Here is a 15,365-nt window from a genome sequence, read left to right as displayed (position 1 = left end):
GCGGGCGGCAGCACCCCGCCCGCGGCCGGCTCCGGCCCACCGACCGACCCCCTCCCGTTTCCCCGAGGTACGCAACGCCATGACACAGCCGCCCCAGCAGCCGCCCAACGATCCGCCCCAGGGCCCGCCCCCGGGCGGCTTCGGCGCCCCGCAGGACCCCCCGCCGGGCGGCTTCGGCGCCCCGCAGGACCCCCCGCCCGGCGGTTTCGGGGCCCCGACCCCGCCGCCCGCCGACCCGTTCGGCAAGCAGCCGGCCACCCCGCCGCCCCCGGCGACCCCGCCCCCCGGCGGCTACGGCTCCCCGCCGCCCCCCGGCCCGCCCCAGCAGCAGCCGGGCTACGGCTACCCGCAGGCGCCGCCGCCCCAGCAGCCGGGTTACGGCTTCCCGCCGGGCCCGCCGCAGGGCCACGGCTACCCGACGCAGGCGGCGTACGGCTACCCGGGCCAGCAGGCCCACGGCTACCCGACCGCCCCGATGCAGCCGGCCCACCCCTCACCGCAGCCGGGCGGCAACGGGCCGAAGAAGTTCTCCACGCAGGCGCAGATCATCGTCGCCGCCGTGGTCGCCGTGGCCCTCATCGTCGGCGCCGGCGTCTGGTACGCCTCCAGCGGCGGCGGCGGCGACGGCGACAAGAAGGACGAGGCGGGCTCCTCCTCCGGCACCACGGGCGAGGGCAAGGGCGGCAAGGACGAGAAGGGCGCCACCGGCGGCAGCGGCAAGGAGAAGGCCCCGGCGAACGTCACGTCCACCGTCGGCTTCCAGCTGCCGCACCCCAAGGTCACCGACGTCACCACCGTCGCCGGCTCCTGGATGACCGACAAGGCGTACGTGAAGACGGGCGTCAACGAGATCGTCGGCTACGACCGGGACCAGGGCACCAAGCTCTGGACGATCCCGCTCGACGGCCAGGTGTGCGCCGCCACCGCGCACATGACCAAGGACTTCAAGACGGCCATCGCCTTCGAGGAGACCAAGCGCACCAAGACCACCAAGTACGCCAAGTGCACCCAGGTCGGCGCCCTGGACCTGGCCGCCGGCAAGCTCACGTGGAGCAAGTCGGTGACCGCGGCCACCAGCGGTGACCGCCCGGTCCAGTTCGACGAGGTCACCCTCAGCGGCACCACCGTCGCGGCCGGCGGTCTGGAGGGCGGCGCCGCCTTCGACCTGAACACCGGCGCCGAGCGCTGGAAGCCCAAGGTCAGCACCGACGGCTGCTACGACAAGGGGTACGGCGGCGGCGATGCCCTCGCCGTGGTCCGCAAGTGCGGTACGTACGACGACCCGCAGCTCATCATCCAGGCGCTGAACCCGACCACGGGGGCCCCGCTCTCCTCGTACAAGATGCCGGCCGGCGTCGACTACGCGAGCATCGTCTCCACCAAACCCCTCGTGGTCGCCGCCGACGTCGGCGACACCGCCGGTGACGGCAGCGGCATCTCGGACTTCTTCTCGATCGACGCGGCCACCGGGAAGCTGATCATCCGTATCCCCGCCGACGCGGAGAAGTACGCGGCCAGCTGCCGGTCCACCAAGGTCGAGAGCTGCCAGCACCTCGCCGTCGGCAACAACCGGATCTACCTGCCCACCGAGGAGCACGACGGCGCGGGCGAGGACTACAACCGGACCAACGAGATCGTCTCCTTCGACCTCACCACCGGCAAGCAGACCGGCGACCGGGCCGACGCGGGCGACCGCTACACGCTCTTCCCGCTGCGCATGGACGGCGACGACATCATCGCGTACAAGAAGCCCCCGTACGACAAGGGCGGCGAGGTCGTCTCGATCGACGGCAGCAGCTTCAAGGAGACCGTCCTGATGCGGAACCCGGGCGACGAGGCCATCCGGGACGCGGAGACGAGCTTCTCCTCCAACTACGCCGAGTACCGCTACGCGGAGGGCCGGCTGTACATCTCCGAGACGATGGTCAGCGCGCCCCGCAAGAGCTCGCTGGACGACAAGGAGTACCTGGTGGTGTCCTTCCGCACCAGCTGAGCCCGATTCGCGGATGTGGGGGTGGAACCGGCCGGTTCCACCCCCACACGCGTACCCGGCCGTGTAACTTGCAGGCCCTGGAGGGCCGGGGGGCCTGGTGCCGTTGTACGGGGGGACAGTTCGATGAGTGTCCGGCTCATGGTGGTCGACGACCACCGCCTGCTCGCCGAGGCGCTCGCCTCGGCGCTGAAGCTGCGCGGCCACCGGGTGCTGGCCGCCGCCGCCCCCACCTCAGGCGCGGCGGACCTGGTGGTCGGCCGGGCCCCCGAGGTCTGCCTGTTCGGCACCGCCGCCCCCGCCGTGCCCGGCACCTTCGACCCCGTCGTCCGCATCAGGCGCGAGCGCCCGCAGACCGCGGTGGTGGTCCTCGGCCCGGTGCCCAGCCCGCGCGGGATCGCCGCAGCGTTCGCGGCCGGCGCCGCCGGTTACGTCCGGCACGACGAGCGCATCGAGGGCGTCGAGCGCGCCATGGTCAAGGCCCGCGCCGGTGAGGCGGCCATCGCGCCCCAGCTCCTCCAGGGCGCCTTCGCGGAACTGCTCGACCCGGTGAGCCAGCCCGACGACGAGGGCCGGCGGCTGCTGCGGCTGCTCACCCCGCGCGAGGTCGAGGTGCTGGTCCGGGTCGCCGAGGGCGAGGACACCCGGCTGATCGCGGCCGGCATGCGGATCGCGCCGAGCACCGCCCGTACGCATGTGCAGCGCGTCCTGATGAAGCTCGGCGTCGGCTCCCGGCTGGAGGCCGCCGCCCTCGCCGCCCGCACCGGGCTGCTGGAGCGGGCGGCGGTCACGCGGCAGGGGCCGGACCCCGTCGGGTGACGGTGTCCGGCCCCTGCGGCGCGGCGGCGTTTCAGCCCTCCGGTGTGTCCTCCGGTGCGGGGGCCGGGGCCTGGGCCGGGCGCAGTTTCAGCCAGACCAGGAAGAATAGGCCGAGCGCCAGCATGGCGAGGCCGGTCCAGAGGTTGATGTGGACGCCCTCGGCCTTCTTCAGGTCGGCGTCGGACGGGTTGATCCCGGCGATCGTCACGATGATCCCGTAGACCACGAAGAGGCCGCCGATGATCCGCCGGATGTCGAAGAGGCGGGCCGCCGTGGCGGACTTCTGCTCCAGGTCGGAGACTTCCTTGTGCAGGTCGGACATGGTGGGTGACTCCGATCAGAACGAGTAGGGGACGTAGCACAGGGCGGCGAGCACGATGGCTCCCCAGCCCAGGAGTGCGGGCCTGCGGTACCAGGCGCTGTCGCCCTCCTCGGGCACCTCGGCGGCGTCCGGGGACTCGGTTCCGTAGACGAGGCCGGCGAGTTCGGCCTCGGGCTTGGGAGCGGTGAAGAGCGTGACCGCGATCATGACGACCGCGCCGGCGACGAAGCCGACGATCGCGGAGACGAAGTTGGCGCCCTGGTCGCTGGGGATGTCGATGACGCCCTGCTTGTAGATGACGAAGTAGTTGACCATCGCGGCGGTGGTGCCCGCGACCAGGCCCCAGACACCGGACTTCATCGAGGCGCGCTTCCAGAACATGCCGATGATGAAGACCACGAACATCGGGACGTTGAAGAACGAGAAGAGCGTCTGGAGGTAGCTCATGATGTTGGAGAAGCTGGCCGCGATGAACGCCGTGCCGATGGAGGCCAGCACACCGATCGCCGTGATGAGCCGCCCGAAGCGCAGGTAGTACGCGTCCGGCTGGTCCTTCTTCACGTACCGCGCCCAGATGTCCGTGGTGAACACGGTGTTGAACGAGGAGACGTTGGCGGCCATGCCGGCCATGAACGCGGCCAGCAGACCGGTCACCGCGATGCCGAGCACACCGTTGGGCAGCAGCTCCTGCATGAGCAGCGGGATCGCGTCGTTGTACGTCAGGTCCGAGCCGCCGGTGCCGATCTTCGGGACGAGGACGGCGGCGACCAGGCCGGGGATCATCACGAGGAAGACGATGAACATCTTCGGGAACGCGGCGATCAGCGGGGTGCGCTGGGCGGCCGAGAGGTTCTTCGCGGACAGGGCGCGCTGCACCTCGGCGAAGTTCGTCGTCCAGTAGCCGAAGGAGAGCACGAAGCCGAGGCCGAGGATGATCGTCAGCCAGTTGGCGCCGAGCGGGTTGGCGTCACCGATGCCGGTGCCGCCCCAGGCGGACATGAAGTCGTGGCCATGGCTCTTCTCCAGCGAGCCGGTCAGCCCGTCCCAGCCGCCGACGCGCTTGAGGCCCAGCAGGGTCAGCGGGATCAGCGCGGCGAGGATGACGAAGAACTGAAGCACCTCGTTGTAGATCGCGGAGGAGAGGCCGCCGATGGTGATGTAGACCAGCACGAAGAGGCCCGCGACCACGATCGCGACCCACTGCGGCCAGCCGAGCAGCGCCTCCACGACGATCGACAGGGCGTACAGGTTGACGCCCGCGATCAGGATCGCCGCGAAGGCGAAGAGTATGGAGCTCAGCAGGTGCGCGGACTTGTCGAAGCGCTGGAGCAGGAACTCCGGCACCGAGCGCACCTTGGAGCGGTAGTAGAACGGCATCATCACGAGGCCGAGGAAGACCATGGCCGGGATGGCGCCGATCCAGTACCAGTGCACCACCGCGACGCCGTACTGGGCGCCCGTCGCCGCCATGCCGAGGATCTCGGTGGCGCCGAGGTTCGCCGCGACGAAGGCCAGACCGGTCACCCACGCGGGCAGTGACCGTCCGGAGAGGAAGAAGTCGAGGCTGGTCTTGACACTCGCCCGGGCGGCGAAGCCGATGCCGAGCACCACGACGAAGTAGATCGCCAGGATCGTGTAGTCGAGCCCGTTCGTGGGGAGCCGGAGCCCTGCTGCCAGATATTGCATGTGGGGGATCTCGCTTCGTTGCGCGAACTGAACCCGAAGGAAACTACGCTCTTGTGTTCGGAAAGTGAACAGTCCCCAAGAGGTTCTTTGTTTGTTTGTGATCGTATTGCCCGGAATCCTGAGCGCCACGCCCCGAGGCCCTGGCTCTCACCGCCCCTCTGCCCGTCGGCGTCGGCTCATTGACGCATCTGTTGACTTGTGGTTCATTGTGTTTGCTTATGTTCGGTGGGAGGAGTCTGGTGAAGAAGACGGTTACGACGCTCGCCGACGGCCGGGAGCTGCTCTACTACGACAGCCGTGACGACGTCGTGCGCGAGGCGGCCGACCCGCGCCCCCTCGACGCCGTCTCGACCGCGTCCGAGATCCGGCGCGACCCGCTGCTCGGCGACAGCGTCGCCATCGCCTCGCACCGCCAGGGCCGCATCTACCACCCGCCGGCCGACGAGTGCCCCCTGTGCCCCTCGCGCGACGGCCGGCAGAGCGAGATCCCGGAGGCGGACTACGACGTCGCCGTCTTCGAGAACCGCTTCCCCTCCCTCGCCGGCGACTCCGGCCGCTGCGAGGTCGTCTGCTTCACCTCCGACCACGACGCGTCCTTCGCCGACCTCACCGAGGAGCAGGCCGGGCTCGTCCTGGACGCCTGGACCGACCGCACCGCGGCCCTCGCCCAGCTCCCGCAGGTCGAGCAGGTGTTCTGCTTCGAGAACCGGGGCGCCGAGATCGGCGTCACGCTCGGCCACCCGCACGGCCAGATCTACGGCTACCCCTTCGTCACCCCGCGCACCGAGCTGATGCTGCGCTCCGTGGCCGCCCACCACGCGAAGACCGGCGGCAACCTCTTCGACGACGTGGTGGCCCGCGAGGAGGCGGACGGCTCCCGGATCGTGCTCGCCGCCGAGCACTGGATCGCCTTCGTGCCGTACGCGGCGCACTGGCCGTACGAGGTGCATCTGCACCCCCGCCGCCGCGTCGCCGACCTGCGGGAGCTGGACAAGGCGGCGCGCACGGAGTTCCCACAGGTCTATCTGGAACTGTTGAGGCGATTCGACCGGATCTTCGGACCCGGGGAGCCGCCGACCCCGTACATCTCCGCCTGGCACCAGGCGCCGTTCTCAATCCCGGGGCGTGAGGACTTCGGGCTGCATCTGGAGCTTTTCACCATCCGACGGACCTCCGGCAAGCTGAAGTTCCTCGCGGGTTCCGAGTCGGGCATGAGCGTGTTCATCAACGACGTGCCGCCGGAGACCGCGGCCCAGCGACTGCGAGAGGTAGCGAGCCAGTGAGCGAGTCCCCGAAGAAGTACCTGGTGACCGGTGGTGCCGGCTACGTCGGCGGCGTCGTGGCCCAGCACCTGCTGGAGGCCGGCCACACCGTCACCGTCCTGGACGACCTCTCCACGGGCTTCCGCGAGGGCGTCCCGGCCGGCGCCGACTTCATCGAGGGCCGCATCCAGGACGCCGCGAAGTGGCTCGACGCCTCCTACGACGGGGTGCTGCACTTCGCCGCGTACTCCCAGGTCGGCGAGTCCGTCACCGACCCCGAGAAGTACTGGGTCAACAACGTCGGCGGCTCCACCGCCCTGCTCGCCGCGATGCGCGACGCCGGGGTGCGCACCCTGGTCTTCTCCTCCACCGCCGCGACCTACGGCGAGCCGGTCTCCAGCCCCATCACGGAGACCGACCCCACCGCCCCGACCAGCCCCTACGGCGCCACCAAGCTCGCCGTCGACCACATGATCACCGGGGAGGCCGCCGCGCACGGCCTGGCCGCGGTCTCGCTGCGCTACTTCAACGTGGCGGGGGCCTACGGCGCCTGCGGCGAGCGGCACAGCCCCGAGTCCCACCTCATCCCTCTGGTCCTCCAGGTCGCCCTCGGGCAGCGCGCGTCGATCTCCGTCTACGGCGACGACTACCCGACCCCGGACGGCACCTGCGTCCGCGACTACATCCACGTGGCGGACCTGGCCGAGGCGCACCTCCTCGCCCTGGAGGCCGCCACCCCCGGCGAGCACCTGATCTGCAACCTCGGCAACGGCAACGGCTTCTCGGTCCGCGAGGTCATCGAGACGGTCCGCGAGGTCACCGGCCACCCCGTCCCCGAGACCGCGGCCCCGCGCCGCGGCGGCGACCCGGCCGTCCTCGTCGCCTCCGCCGCCACCGCCAGGGAGCGCCTCGGCTGGCAGCCGTCCCGCTCCGACCTGGCCGGAATCGTCTCCGACGCCTGGACGTTCGCCCGCCGAGAGGAGCCCACCGCACCATGACCGACGACCACGCTGAGCTGACCGCCTCCTTCACCGAGCTGTACGGGAGCGCGCCCGAGGGGATCTGGGCCGCACCCGGCCGGGTCAACCTGATCGGCGAGTACACCGACTTCAACGACGGCTTCGTCATGCCGCTCGCCCTCCCGCACACCGCCCGCGCCGCCGTCTCCCGCCGCACCGACGGCGAGCTGCGGCTGCACTCCACCGACGTGCCCGGCGGCGTCGTCCGGCTCCGCGTGGACGAGCTGGACCCCCACGAGGGCCACGGCTGGGCGGCCTACCCGGCCGGTGTCGTCTGGGCGCTGCGCGAGGCCGGCCACCAGGTCACCGGCGCCGACATCCAGCTCACCTCCACCGTCCCCACCGGCGCCGGGCTCTCCTCGTCCGCCGCCCTCGAAGTGGTCACCGGCCTCGCCCTGAACGACCTCTTCGGGCTCGGGCTCAGCCACGCCGACCTCGCGGTGCTCGCCCAGCGCGCGGAGAACGCCTTCGTCGGCGTCCCCTGCGGGGTCATGGACCAGATGGCGTCCGCCTGCTGCACCGAGGGCCACGCCCTGCACCTGGACACCCGCGACCTCGGCCGGCGCCAGGTCCCCTTCGACCTGGCCGCGCACGGGCTGCGGCTCCTGGTCGTCGACACCCGCGTCAAGCACGCGCTCGGCGACGGGGCGTACGCCGAGCGCAGGGCCGGCTGCGAGGAGGGCGCGCGCCTGCTCGGCATACGCACCCTGCGCGAGCTGCCGTACGAGGAGCTGGGCGCCGCGCTCGACCGGCTGGCCGGGGCGGGCGCGGACGAGTCCGTCGTGCGCTACGTGCGCCATGTGGTCGGTGACAACCAGCGCGTCGAGCAGGTCATCGCGCTGCTCGACGCCGGTGACGTGCGGGCGGCCGGGCCGGTCCTCACGGCGGGGCACGTCTCGCTCCGGGACGATCTGCGGGTGTCCTGCCCGGAGCTGGACCTCGTGGTCGAGACGGCGAACGCCGCCGGGGCGCTCGGCGCGCGGATGACCGGGGGCGGCTTCGGCGGCTCGGCGATCGTGCTGGTCGAGGAGGCGCAGGCGGACACGGTCACCAAGTCCGTGCTGGAGGCGTTCACTTCGGCCGGGTACGGGACGCCGGGCGTCTTCCCCGCGGTGCCGTCGGCGGGCGCCCGCCGGCTCGTCTGAACGGCCGGGCGGCCGTCAGGCGAGTTCCTTCGTGAGGGTGAACTCCGTGACGCCCGGCGGGTAGTCGTCCACCTGCCCGCGCACCTCGTAGCCCCGCTTCCGGTAGAAGCCGGGGGCCTGGAAGTCCCAGGTCTCCACCCGGGAGCGGGTGCACGAGCGGTCCGCGCGCGCCACCCGTTCCGCCTCGGCGAGCAGCCGCGAGCCGAGGCCGGAGCCCCGGTGCCGGGCGTCGACCCAGAGCAGGTCCACATGGAGCCAGTGCGCCCAGGTCCGCCCGGTCAGCCCCGCCGCGACCCGGCCCTCGGCGTCCAACGCCCAGACCTCCAGCGGAACTTCGTGCGCGTCGGGCGTCTCGCGCAGGGCGCTGATCTGCGGTGAGCGCGCGGTGTTGTCGTCCCGCAGCAGCCTGTTCAGCAGCGCACGCCGCTCCTTGTCCACTTCTGTCTCAAGATGGAACATGCACCACAGACTAGGCCGCACTCCGCCCCGACTTCGGTCAATACCCTCCCACCCCGGCCCGCCGCCCGTACGCTGATGCGGAGCGCCGGTGGGGGCCTGCGCCGCATTCAGGGGTTACGAGACAGCCGGGCCGCCGCACCCGCGCCGGTCCGGCCCCGTCGGGGGGACGCACGCTTCGGGGCGCCCCAGAAACACAGCATGGGGGTGCCTGTGGGCCGTATCCGGGTTCTCGTGGTGGACGACCACCGGATCTTCGCCGAATCGCTCGCCGCCGCGCTCGCGGCCGAGCCGGATGTCGAGGTGGCGGCGGCGGGCAGCGGCCCGGCCGCGCTGCGCTGTCTGGAGCGTGCGGTGGCGGAGGGCCGCGGTTACGACGTGCTGCTGGTCGACGCCGAGCTGGGCAACCCGGTCCCGCAGGCGCGCGCCGGCGCCGTCCCGGTGCCCGCCCCGCGCACCGGGCAGCCGGGCCCGGTGGACGGGATCTCCCTGGTCGGCGCGGTCCGCACGGCCCGTCCCTCGGTCCGTACGGTGGTGCTCGCCGAGAAGGACGACCCGGGCCGGGCCGCGCTCGCCCTCCAGGCCGGGGCCTGCGGCTGGGTCGCCAAGGACAGCTCGCTGCAACGGCTGCTCGCGGTGATCAGGGGGGTGCTGCGCGACGAGACGCATCTGCCCGCCGCCCTGCTGACCGGGGTGCTGCGCGAGCTGCTGGCCGACCGCAAGCACCGCACGGAGAGCGAGGAGCTGGTCGAGTCGCTGACCCCGCGCGAGCGCGAGGTGCTGCGGTGCATGGTGGCGGGCCTGGGCCGCAAGGCCGTCGCGGAACGGCTCTTCCTCTCCCCGCACACCGTGCGCACGCACATGCAGAACGTGCTGGGCAAGCTCGGCGTGCACTCGACGCTGGCGGCCGTGGCCCTGGCCCGGCGCGCGGGCGTCGGCCCGGTCGATCTGGAGGACCCGCGGCTAGCCGGGGATGTTGTCGAACGGGGCGGTCAACTGGCGTAGCAGCCCGGCCAGTTCGGCGCGCTGCTGACGGGAGAGCTCGCCCAGGATGGCGCGCTCCTGGGCCAGCAGCCCGGCCAGCGACTGGTCGGCCTTGTCGCGGCCCTCGGCGGTGAGCCGGACCAGGACCCCGCGCCGGTCGCTGGGGTCGGGGAGCCGCTCGACCAGGTTCTTCTTGGTGAGGCGGTCGATGCGGTTGGTCATCGTGCCCGAGGTGACCAGCGTCTGGGTGAGCAGCTGGCCGGGGGAGAGCTGGTAGGGGGCGCCGGCGCGGCGCAGCGACGTGAGGACGTCGAATTCCCACGGCTCCAGCTGGTGCTCGGCGAAGGCGATTCTGCGGGCCCGGTCGAGGTGGCGGGCCAGGCGGGAGACGCGACTGAGGACCTCGAGTGGTTCCACGTCGAGGTCGGGGCGCTCGCGGCGCCATGCAGCGACCAGTCGGTCGACCTCGTCCTCCATGTGGATCAGTGTAGAGGGTCTGTCGACATGAAGTCTCTTGAATTCAAGTGTCTTGACATCAAGATAGTTGCGGATGATCCTGGGAACCATGACCGCACCCGTCTGGGATCCGCAGCAGTACCTGCGCCACGCGGACCACCGCACCCGCCCCTTCCACGACCTGCTGGCCCACGTCCCCGACCCGCCCGGCGCCCCCGCCCCCCGCGTCGCCGACCTCGGCTGCGGCGCCGGCAACGTCACCGCGCTGCTCGCCGAGCGCTGGCCCGACGCCCGGATCACCGGCTACGACAACTCCCCGCAGATGCTGGAACGGGCCCGCGCCCACGCCACGGACCTGCTGGACTTCGCCGAGGCCGACGCCGCCACCTGGACGCCGTCCGAGCCGTACGGCCTGATCATCTCCAACGCCCTGCTCCAGTGGGTCCCCGGCCACGCCGACCGCCTCCGGGACTGGCTGGACGCCCTCCTCCCCGGCGGCACCCTCGCCCTCCAGGTCCCCGGCAACTTCGACCAGCCCAGCCACGCCCTGATGCGCGAACTCGCCGAGTCCCCGCGCTGGCGCCCCCGCCTGGGCGGCCGGCTGCGCCACGCCGACGCCGTGCTGAGCCCCGCCGGTTACCTGGACCGGCTGGCCGGCCCCGGCGTCGCCGCCGACGTCTGGGAGACCGCCTACCTCCACCTCCTGCCGGGCGAGGACCCCGTACTGGACTGGGTGAAGGGCACCGGGCTGCGGCCCGTCCTGACCGCCCTCGCCGACGACGAGGAGGCCCGGGACGCCTTCCTCGCCGAGTACCGCGACCTGCTGCGCACGGCCTACCCGCAGGGCCCGCACGGCACGGTTTTCCCCTTCCGCCGCATCTTCGCCGTCGCCCACCGGGAGAAGTGATGATCACCGCCCTCGACCACATGCAGCTCGCCGCCCCCGAGGGCAGTGAGGAAGTGCTGCGTACGTACTACACCGATGTCCTCGGCATGACGGAGATCCCCAAGCCGCCCGTGCTCGCCGCCCGGGGCGGCTGCTGGTTCGCGGCGGGGCCGGTCCAGCTGCACCTGGGCGTCGAGGCCGACTTCCGCCCGGCCCGCAAGGCCCACCCGGGCCTAAGCGTCACGGACATCGAGGCGTACGCGGCCCGGCTCGTGGCGCGCGGCACCGAGGTGGTCTGGGACGGGAACCTGCCGGGCCACCGCCGCTTCTACAGCCACGACCCGGTGGGCAACCGGCTGGAGTTCCTGGAGCCGGTGGCCGGCTGAGCCGCCGGGACCGGCAGCGCCCCGCCCCCGCGAGTGCGGGGACGGGGCGCCGTGGATACGCGGGCTGCTCAGTACAGGCCGTTGTAGGTGTCCCAGCCGTAGCCGATCTTGACGCGCTTGGTGAGCTGACCGGTGCCGGTGGACGTGTAGCGGTACACGTCGCCCTTGCCGTCGACGCCGATCAGGTCGGCCCTGCCGTCGCCGTCGATGTCGCCCGGCGCGGCGAACTGCTTGTAGATGTTGTAGCCGGTGCCGATCTTGGTGCGGGCCGAGAGCGGCTTGGCGGCGTCGCCCGTGCCCTTGTACAGGTAGAGCGTGCCGTCCGTGGCGCGGGCCACGACGTCCGCGATGCCGTCGCCGCTGAGGTCGCCGGCTCCGACGATCTTGTTGTACGTGTTGTAGCCGTAGCCGACCTTGACCTTGGCGGCGAACTTGGTGCCCAGGCCGTTGCCCTTGTACAGGTACAGGTCGCCCTTGGTGTCGCGGGCCAGCAGGTCGCCCTTGCCGTCGCCGCTCAGGTCGCCCGGACCGGTGAGGCTGTTGTAGGCCTGCCAGCCGGACCCGATGTACTCCGCGCCGACGTAGAGCTGGCCCTGGTACTGCTGGACGAGGTCGCCCCAGCCGTCATTGTCGAGCGAGGAGGCGAGCGACAGGCTCACCTGGTTCCAGCCGGTGTCGGAGCTGTCCAGCTGGCGGGGGAAGAACTGCCCGTTGTTCCGGGCCTGGTACCAGTAGAGGCTGCCGCCCTTGGTGCGGCCCTCCACCTCGTGCTTGCCGAAGTCCGGGTTGCCGCCCGCGCCGACGAACAGCGCGGCCGCGTTCCACCCGCTGCCGGCGGCGACGCGCGGCTCGAAGGTGCCGTACCCGGTGGACAGGTAGGTGTAGACGTCGCCGCCGGGCTTGCGGGCGAGGATGTCGCCGAGCCCGTCGCCGTCGATGTCGTCGACACCGATGAGCTGGTTGTAGATGTCGTAGCCGTAGCCGGCCTTGACCCGCGCCTTGAACGGCTTCGCCGGGTCGCCGGTGCCCGCGTAGAAGTACAGGTCACCGGCGGTGGTACGGGCGATGACGTCGCCGAGCCCGTCGCCGTTGACGTCGTTGGCGCCCACGATCTGGTCGTAGGTGTTCCAGCCGTAGCCCACCTTGACACCGGCCTTGAAGGGCGCGCTGTCGACCTTGCCGGTGGCGATGTAGGCGTAGATGTCGCCGGAGGGCGTACGCGCGATCAGGTCGCCGAGCCCGTCGCCGTTCAGGTCGCCGGGGGAGACGACCTTGTTGTACTTCTGCCAGCCGGTGCCCGACCAGGTGACGTAGCCGGTGCCGTCCGCGCCCCAGCTCTGGTAGAGCGAGAGCGTGCCCGACGCCGAGAGCGTCAGGACCTCGGCCATGCCGCCGCCGTCGAGGTCGCCCGGCGTGATGATGTCCTTGGGCGTCTCGAACTGGTCGTCGCTGTTGATCGTGTACGGGTGCGAGCCCGACGCGTCCGTGATGGTGTACAGGTTGCCGTCCAGCGCCCGGTACAGCGTGTCGCTGTAGCCGTCGCCGTCGACGTCCATGCGCGGGTTGGCCGGAATGGCGGCGGCGGTGGTGGTGCCGGCGCCCGGCGCGCGTGAGGCGCCGGACTTCTTCTTCGCGGTGCGCTTGGGCAGCGTGAGCGTCGGCTGACCGCCGGACTCCGGGGTGAACTGCGGGGTGGCGCCGCGCGGGGCGGGCGCCGAGTCATCGGCCGAGGCCGGGGCCGCCAGCAGCATGCCGGCGGAGAGAACGAGTGCGGTGCAGGCCGCGAGCCGCCGCGCGCGCTTGGAGCGCGGAACAGAGCGGCTGGGTTCCACAGAAGACAAAGCCCCCCCAGGGGTAAGTGGTGGAACCGGGAGAATCGCCTTCACGGGTGCACGTCATGCAGCGGTGAAGCATTCCCGGGATGTTCACAGACTCTACAACTGGGCACAGCGGTACTGAAGTGGTTTAGCAATTGATCAAGGTTGCGGCTTGGCCACACCGGCCCCGGCCGGCCCCCCCAGGCCCCCGGTCCGGCTCAGCTCTTGCGGTGGCCGATCAGCCGCGGCTTCGACTCCAGGTTCTCCAGCCCGTGCCAGGCCAGGTTGACCAGATGGGCGGCGACCTCCGCCTTCTTCGGCTTGCGCGCGTTCACCCACCACTGCCCCGTCAGCGCCACCATGCCCACCAGCGCCTGCGCGTACAGCGGGGCCAGCTTCGCGTCGAAGCCCCGGGCCTTGAACTCCAGCCCGAGGATGTCCTCCACCTGGGTGGCGATGTCGCTGATCAGCGAGGCGAACGTGCCCGTGGACTGGGCGACCGGGGAGTCCCGGACCAGGATGCGGAAGCCGTCGGTGTACGTCTCGATGTAGTCCAGCAGCGCGAACGCCGCCTGCTCCAGCAGCTCCCGCGGATGGCCCGCGGTCAGCGCACCGGTCACCATGTCCAGGAGCTGACGCATCTCCCGGTCCACCACGACCGCGTACAGCCCCTCCTTGCCGCCGAAGTGCTCGTAGACGACCGGCTTCGAGACCCCCGCGCGGGCGGCGATCTCCTCGACCGACGTGCCCTCGTAGCCCTTGTCGGCGAACAGGGTGCGACCGATGTCCAGCAGTTGCTCGCGGCGTTCCTTCCCGGTCATCCGCACGCGGCGGGCCCGCCGGGCGGAAGGTGCACGGATGTTCTCGCTGCTTGCGCTGGAGTCGGTCGCCACGTCGTCCATCATGCCGGGTCGGCCGCCGCGCGGTTGCGCCGGGACTCGATACGGGCGGAGTCGGGCCAGCGCACGTCGTACGCCCAGCCGGCCTGCTCGAACCACCGGATCAGCCGGGCGCTCGAATCGATCTGACCCCGCATCACCCCGTGCCGCGCGCTGGTCGGGTCCGCGTGGTGCAGGTTGTGCCAGGACTCGCCGCACGACAGGACCGCCAGCCACCACACGTTCCCGGACTTGTCGCGGGACTTGAAGGGGCGCTTGCCGACCGCGTGGCAGATCGAGTTGATCGACCACGTCACGTGGTGCAGCAGGGCCACCCGTACCAGGGAGCCCCAGAAGAACGCCGTCGCCGCACCCCACCACGACATCGTCACCAGGCCGCCGACCAGCGGGGGGATCGCCAGCGAGACGATCGTGAAGGTCAGGAAGTGGCGCGAGATGCCGCGGAGTGCCGGGTCCTTGATGAGGTCCGGCGCGTACTTCTGCTGCGGCGTCCGCTCCTCGTCGAACATCCATGCGATGTGGGCCCACCACAGGCCCTTCAGCAGCGCCGGCAGCGTCTCACCGAAACGCCACGGCGAGTGCGGATCGCCCTCCGCGTCCGAGAAGCGGTGGTGCTTGCGGTGATCGGCCACCCAGCGCACCAGGGGACCTTCGACGGCCAGCGAACCGGCCACGGCCAGGGCGATGCGGAGCGGACGCTTCGCCTTGAACGAGCCGTGCGTGAAGTAGCGGTGGAAGCCGATCGTGATGCCGTGGCAGCCGATGAAGTACATCGCCACCAGCAGGCCCAGGTCGAGCCAGCTCACACCGCGGCCCCAGGCCAGCGGCACCGCCGCGACCAGCGCCACGAACGGCACGACGATGAACAGCAGGAGCGCGATCTGCTCGATGGACCGCTTGTTGTCCCCGCCGAGCGTGGCGGAGGGAAGAGGCTGATCACCGGCCGCCGGGGCGGCCTCGATCACTTCGGGGCTGGTCTTCATGGGGAGTCCCCTGAGGGTGAGAACGGGTCGGACAGCCGGGGTTACGCATCCGTAACCTACGGCTTCGTAAGTATGTCAGCGCGAAGGCCCGCCCACGAGAGGACGAAACACCGCGCACAGACGGACGAATACCGGGTAGACACAGACCGCGTACCCCGCCTGGACACGTCACGAACCGAAGACACCTTCCGGGGCGCGAACAGCACCGAGAGCACGGACACCTATCCTGGAGAGGTCGGACAGCGCGGTCCGCAC

Annotated in this window: 15 protein-coding genes; 8 read left to right on the top strand and 7 right to left on the bottom strand. The window is 71.4% G+C overall.

Translation table 11 applies throughout. The features are described 5' to 3' along the window. Positions 1-79: 79 nt before the first annotated feature. Together E6R18_RS09050 and E6R18_RS09045 are read left to right on the top strand one after the other, a co-directional pair. Positions 80-1,993 carry a PQQ-binding-like beta-propeller repeat protein gene (locus E6R18_RS09050; protein ID WP_136316338.1) on the top strand — a complete coding sequence of 638 codons (1,914 nt, stop codon included), beginning with the start codon at positions 80-82 and terminating at the stop codon, positions 1,991-1,993. A gap of 123 nt (positions 1,994-2,116) precedes the next feature. Then, entirely contained in the window at positions 2,117-2,809 is a 693-nt protein-coding gene (locus E6R18_RS09045) for a LuxR C-terminal-related transcriptional regulator (protein WP_136316337.1), read from the top strand. 31 nt (positions 2,810-2,840) lie between these two features. On the opposite strand, the gene E6R18_RS09040 is transcribed toward E6R18_RS09045, so the two are convergent. Both E6R18_RS09040 and E6R18_RS09035 read right to left on the bottom strand, forming a co-directional pair. Next, positions 2,841-3,131, bottom strand: a complete 291-nt coding sequence (locus tag E6R18_RS09040; RefSeq protein ID WP_136316336.1) for a hypothetical protein — start codon at positions 3,129-3,131, stop codon at positions 2,841-2,843. A 15-nt stretch (positions 3,132-3,146) separates the two neighbouring features. Further along, entirely contained in the window at positions 3,147-4,817 is a 1,671-nt protein-coding gene (locus E6R18_RS09035) for a sodium:solute symporter family protein (RefSeq protein WP_136316335.1), read from the bottom strand. Between the two features lie 239 nt (positions 4,818-5,056). On the opposite strand from E6R18_RS09035, the gene galT reads away from it, so the two are divergent. Genes galT through galK form a run of 3 tightly spaced genes read left to right on the top strand, consistent with a single transcriptional unit; the run spans position 5,057 to position 8,243 of the window. Beyond that, a complete protein-coding gene (galT, locus tag E6R18_RS09030) occupies positions 5,057-6,100 on the top strand; it encodes a galactose-1-phosphate uridylyltransferase (RefSeq protein WP_136316334.1) in 1,044 nt (347 codons plus the stop codon). Then, positions 6,097-7,077 (top strand): UDP-glucose 4-epimerase GalE, encoded by a 981-nt coding sequence (galE, locus tag E6R18_RS09025; RefSeq protein WP_136316333.1) that lies wholly within the window; start codon positions 6,097-6,099, stop codon positions 7,075-7,077. The genes galT and galE overlap by 4 nt, the downstream gene beginning before the upstream one ends. Continuing rightward, positions 7,074-8,243 (top strand): galactokinase, encoded by a 1,170-nt coding sequence (gene galK, locus E6R18_RS09020; protein ID WP_136316332.1) that lies wholly within the window; start codon positions 7,074-7,076, stop codon positions 8,241-8,243. The genes galE and galK overlap by 4 nt, the downstream gene beginning before the upstream one ends. Before the next feature lie 15 nt (positions 8,244-8,258). On the opposite strand, the gene E6R18_RS09015 is transcribed toward galK, so the two are convergent. Next, entirely contained in the window at positions 8,259-8,702 is a 444-nt protein-coding gene (locus E6R18_RS09015) for a GNAT family N-acetyltransferase (protein WP_136316331.1), read from the bottom strand. Positions 8,703-8,900: 198 nt separating this feature from the next. Here E6R18_RS09015 and E6R18_RS09010 point away from each other — a divergent pair, with 198 nt between their 5' ends. Continuing rightward, a complete protein-coding gene (locus E6R18_RS09010; RefSeq protein ID WP_240799664.1) occupies positions 8,901-9,704 on the top strand; it encodes a response regulator transcription factor in 804 nt (267 codons plus the stop codon). On the opposite strand, the gene E6R18_RS09005 is transcribed toward E6R18_RS09010, so the two are convergent. After that, the gene (locus E6R18_RS09005; protein ID WP_073864884.1) at positions 9,663-10,160 is read right to left on the bottom strand and encodes a MarR family transcriptional regulator; all 498 of its coding nucleotides are present in this window, start codon (positions 10,158-10,160) and stop codon (positions 9,663-9,665) included. The genes E6R18_RS09010 and E6R18_RS09005 overlap by 42 nt on opposite strands. 88 nt (positions 10,161-10,248) lie before the next feature. Between E6R18_RS09005 and E6R18_RS09000 the strand changes: the two genes are divergently transcribed. After that, positions 10,249-11,046 (top strand): trans-aconitate 2-methyltransferase, encoded by a 798-nt coding sequence (locus E6R18_RS09000; RefSeq protein ID WP_136316330.1) that lies wholly within the window; start codon positions 10,249-10,251, stop codon positions 11,044-11,046. After that, on the top strand, positions 11,046-11,411 hold the full coding sequence (locus E6R18_RS08995; protein ID WP_136316329.1) for a VOC family protein: 366 nt from the start codon (positions 11,046-11,048) through the stop codon (positions 11,409-11,411). Before E6R18_RS09000 ends, E6R18_RS08995 begins: the two co-directional genes overlap by 1 nt. A 68-nt stretch (positions 11,412-11,479) precedes the next feature. Here the strand turns inward: E6R18_RS08995 and E6R18_RS08990 are convergent, their stop codons facing one another. The 3 genes from E6R18_RS08990 to E6R18_RS08980 form a co-directional block, all read right to left on the bottom strand. Further along, positions 11,480-13,243 (bottom strand): VCBS repeat-containing protein, encoded by a 1,764-nt coding sequence (locus E6R18_RS08990; protein ID WP_136316328.1) that lies wholly within the window; start codon positions 13,241-13,243, stop codon positions 11,480-11,482. Positions 13,244-13,446: 203 nt separating this feature from the next. After that, complete coding sequence (locus tag E6R18_RS08985) at positions 13,447-14,133, bottom strand: TetR/AcrR family transcriptional regulator (protein WP_136316327.1); 687 nt, start codon at positions 14,131-14,133, stop codon at positions 13,447-13,449. Then, positions 14,130-15,110, bottom strand: coding sequence for a fatty acid desaturase (locus E6R18_RS08980; protein WP_136316326.1), 981 nt, complete (start codon positions 15,108-15,110; stop codon positions 14,130-14,132). The genes E6R18_RS08985 and E6R18_RS08980 overlap by 4 nt, the downstream gene beginning before the upstream one ends. Between the last annotated feature and the right edge of the window lie 255 nt (positions 15,111-15,365).

This window comes from Streptomyces sp. A1277, assembly GCF_004795015.1.
Taxonomy (GTDB): domain Bacteria; phylum Actinomycetota; class Actinomycetes; order Streptomycetales; family Streptomycetaceae; genus Streptomyces.
The sequence above is the reverse complement of the archived record's forward strand: the minus strand, read 5'-3'. Positions and strand labels throughout refer to the sequence as shown.

Bases quoted from the DNA above. Each gene is read 5' to 3' on its own strand.
- E6R18_RS09050 (WP_136316338.1), top strand. From the start codon at position 80: ATGACACAGCCGCCCCAGCAGCCGCCCAACGATCCGCCCCAGGGCCCG.
- E6R18_RS09000 (WP_136316330.1), top strand. From the start codon at position 10,249: ATGACCGCACCCGTCTGGGATCCGCAGCAGTACCTGCGCCACGCGGAC.
- E6R18_RS09010 (WP_240799664.1), top strand. From the start codon at position 8,901: ATGGGGGTGCCTGTGGGCCGTATCCGGGTTCTCGTGGTGGACGACCAC.
- E6R18_RS08995 (WP_136316329.1), top strand. From the start codon at position 11,046: ATGATCACCGCCCTCGACCACATGCAGCTCGCCGCCCCCGAGGGCAGT.
- E6R18_RS09040 (WP_136316336.1), bottom strand. From the start codon at position 3,131: ATGTCCGACCTGCACAAGGAAGTCTCCGACCTGGAGCAGAAGTCCGCC.
- galK (WP_136316332.1), top strand. From the start codon at position 7,074: ATGACCGACGACCACGCTGAGCTGACCGCCTCCTTCACCGAGCTGTAC.
- E6R18_RS09005 (WP_073864884.1), bottom strand. From the start codon at position 10,160: ATGGAGGACGAGGTCGACCGACTGGTCGCTGCATGGCGCCGCGAGCGC.
- E6R18_RS08980 (WP_136316326.1), bottom strand. From the start codon at position 15,110: ATGAAGACCAGCCCCGAAGTGATCGAGGCCGCCCCGGCGGCCGGTGAT.
- E6R18_RS09035 (WP_136316335.1), bottom strand. From the start codon at position 4,817: ATGCAATATCTGGCAGCAGGGCTCCGGCTCCCCACGAACGGGCTCGAC.
- E6R18_RS09015 (WP_136316331.1), bottom strand. From the start codon at position 8,702: ATGTTCCATCTTGAGACAGAAGTGGACAAGGAGCGGCGTGCGCTGCTG.
- E6R18_RS08985 (WP_136316327.1), bottom strand. From the start codon at position 14,133: ATGATGGACGACGTGGCGACCGACTCCAGCGCAAGCAGCGAGAACATC.
- E6R18_RS09045 (WP_136316337.1), top strand. From the start codon at position 2,117: ATGAGTGTCCGGCTCATGGTGGTCGACGACCACCGCCTGCTCGCCGAG.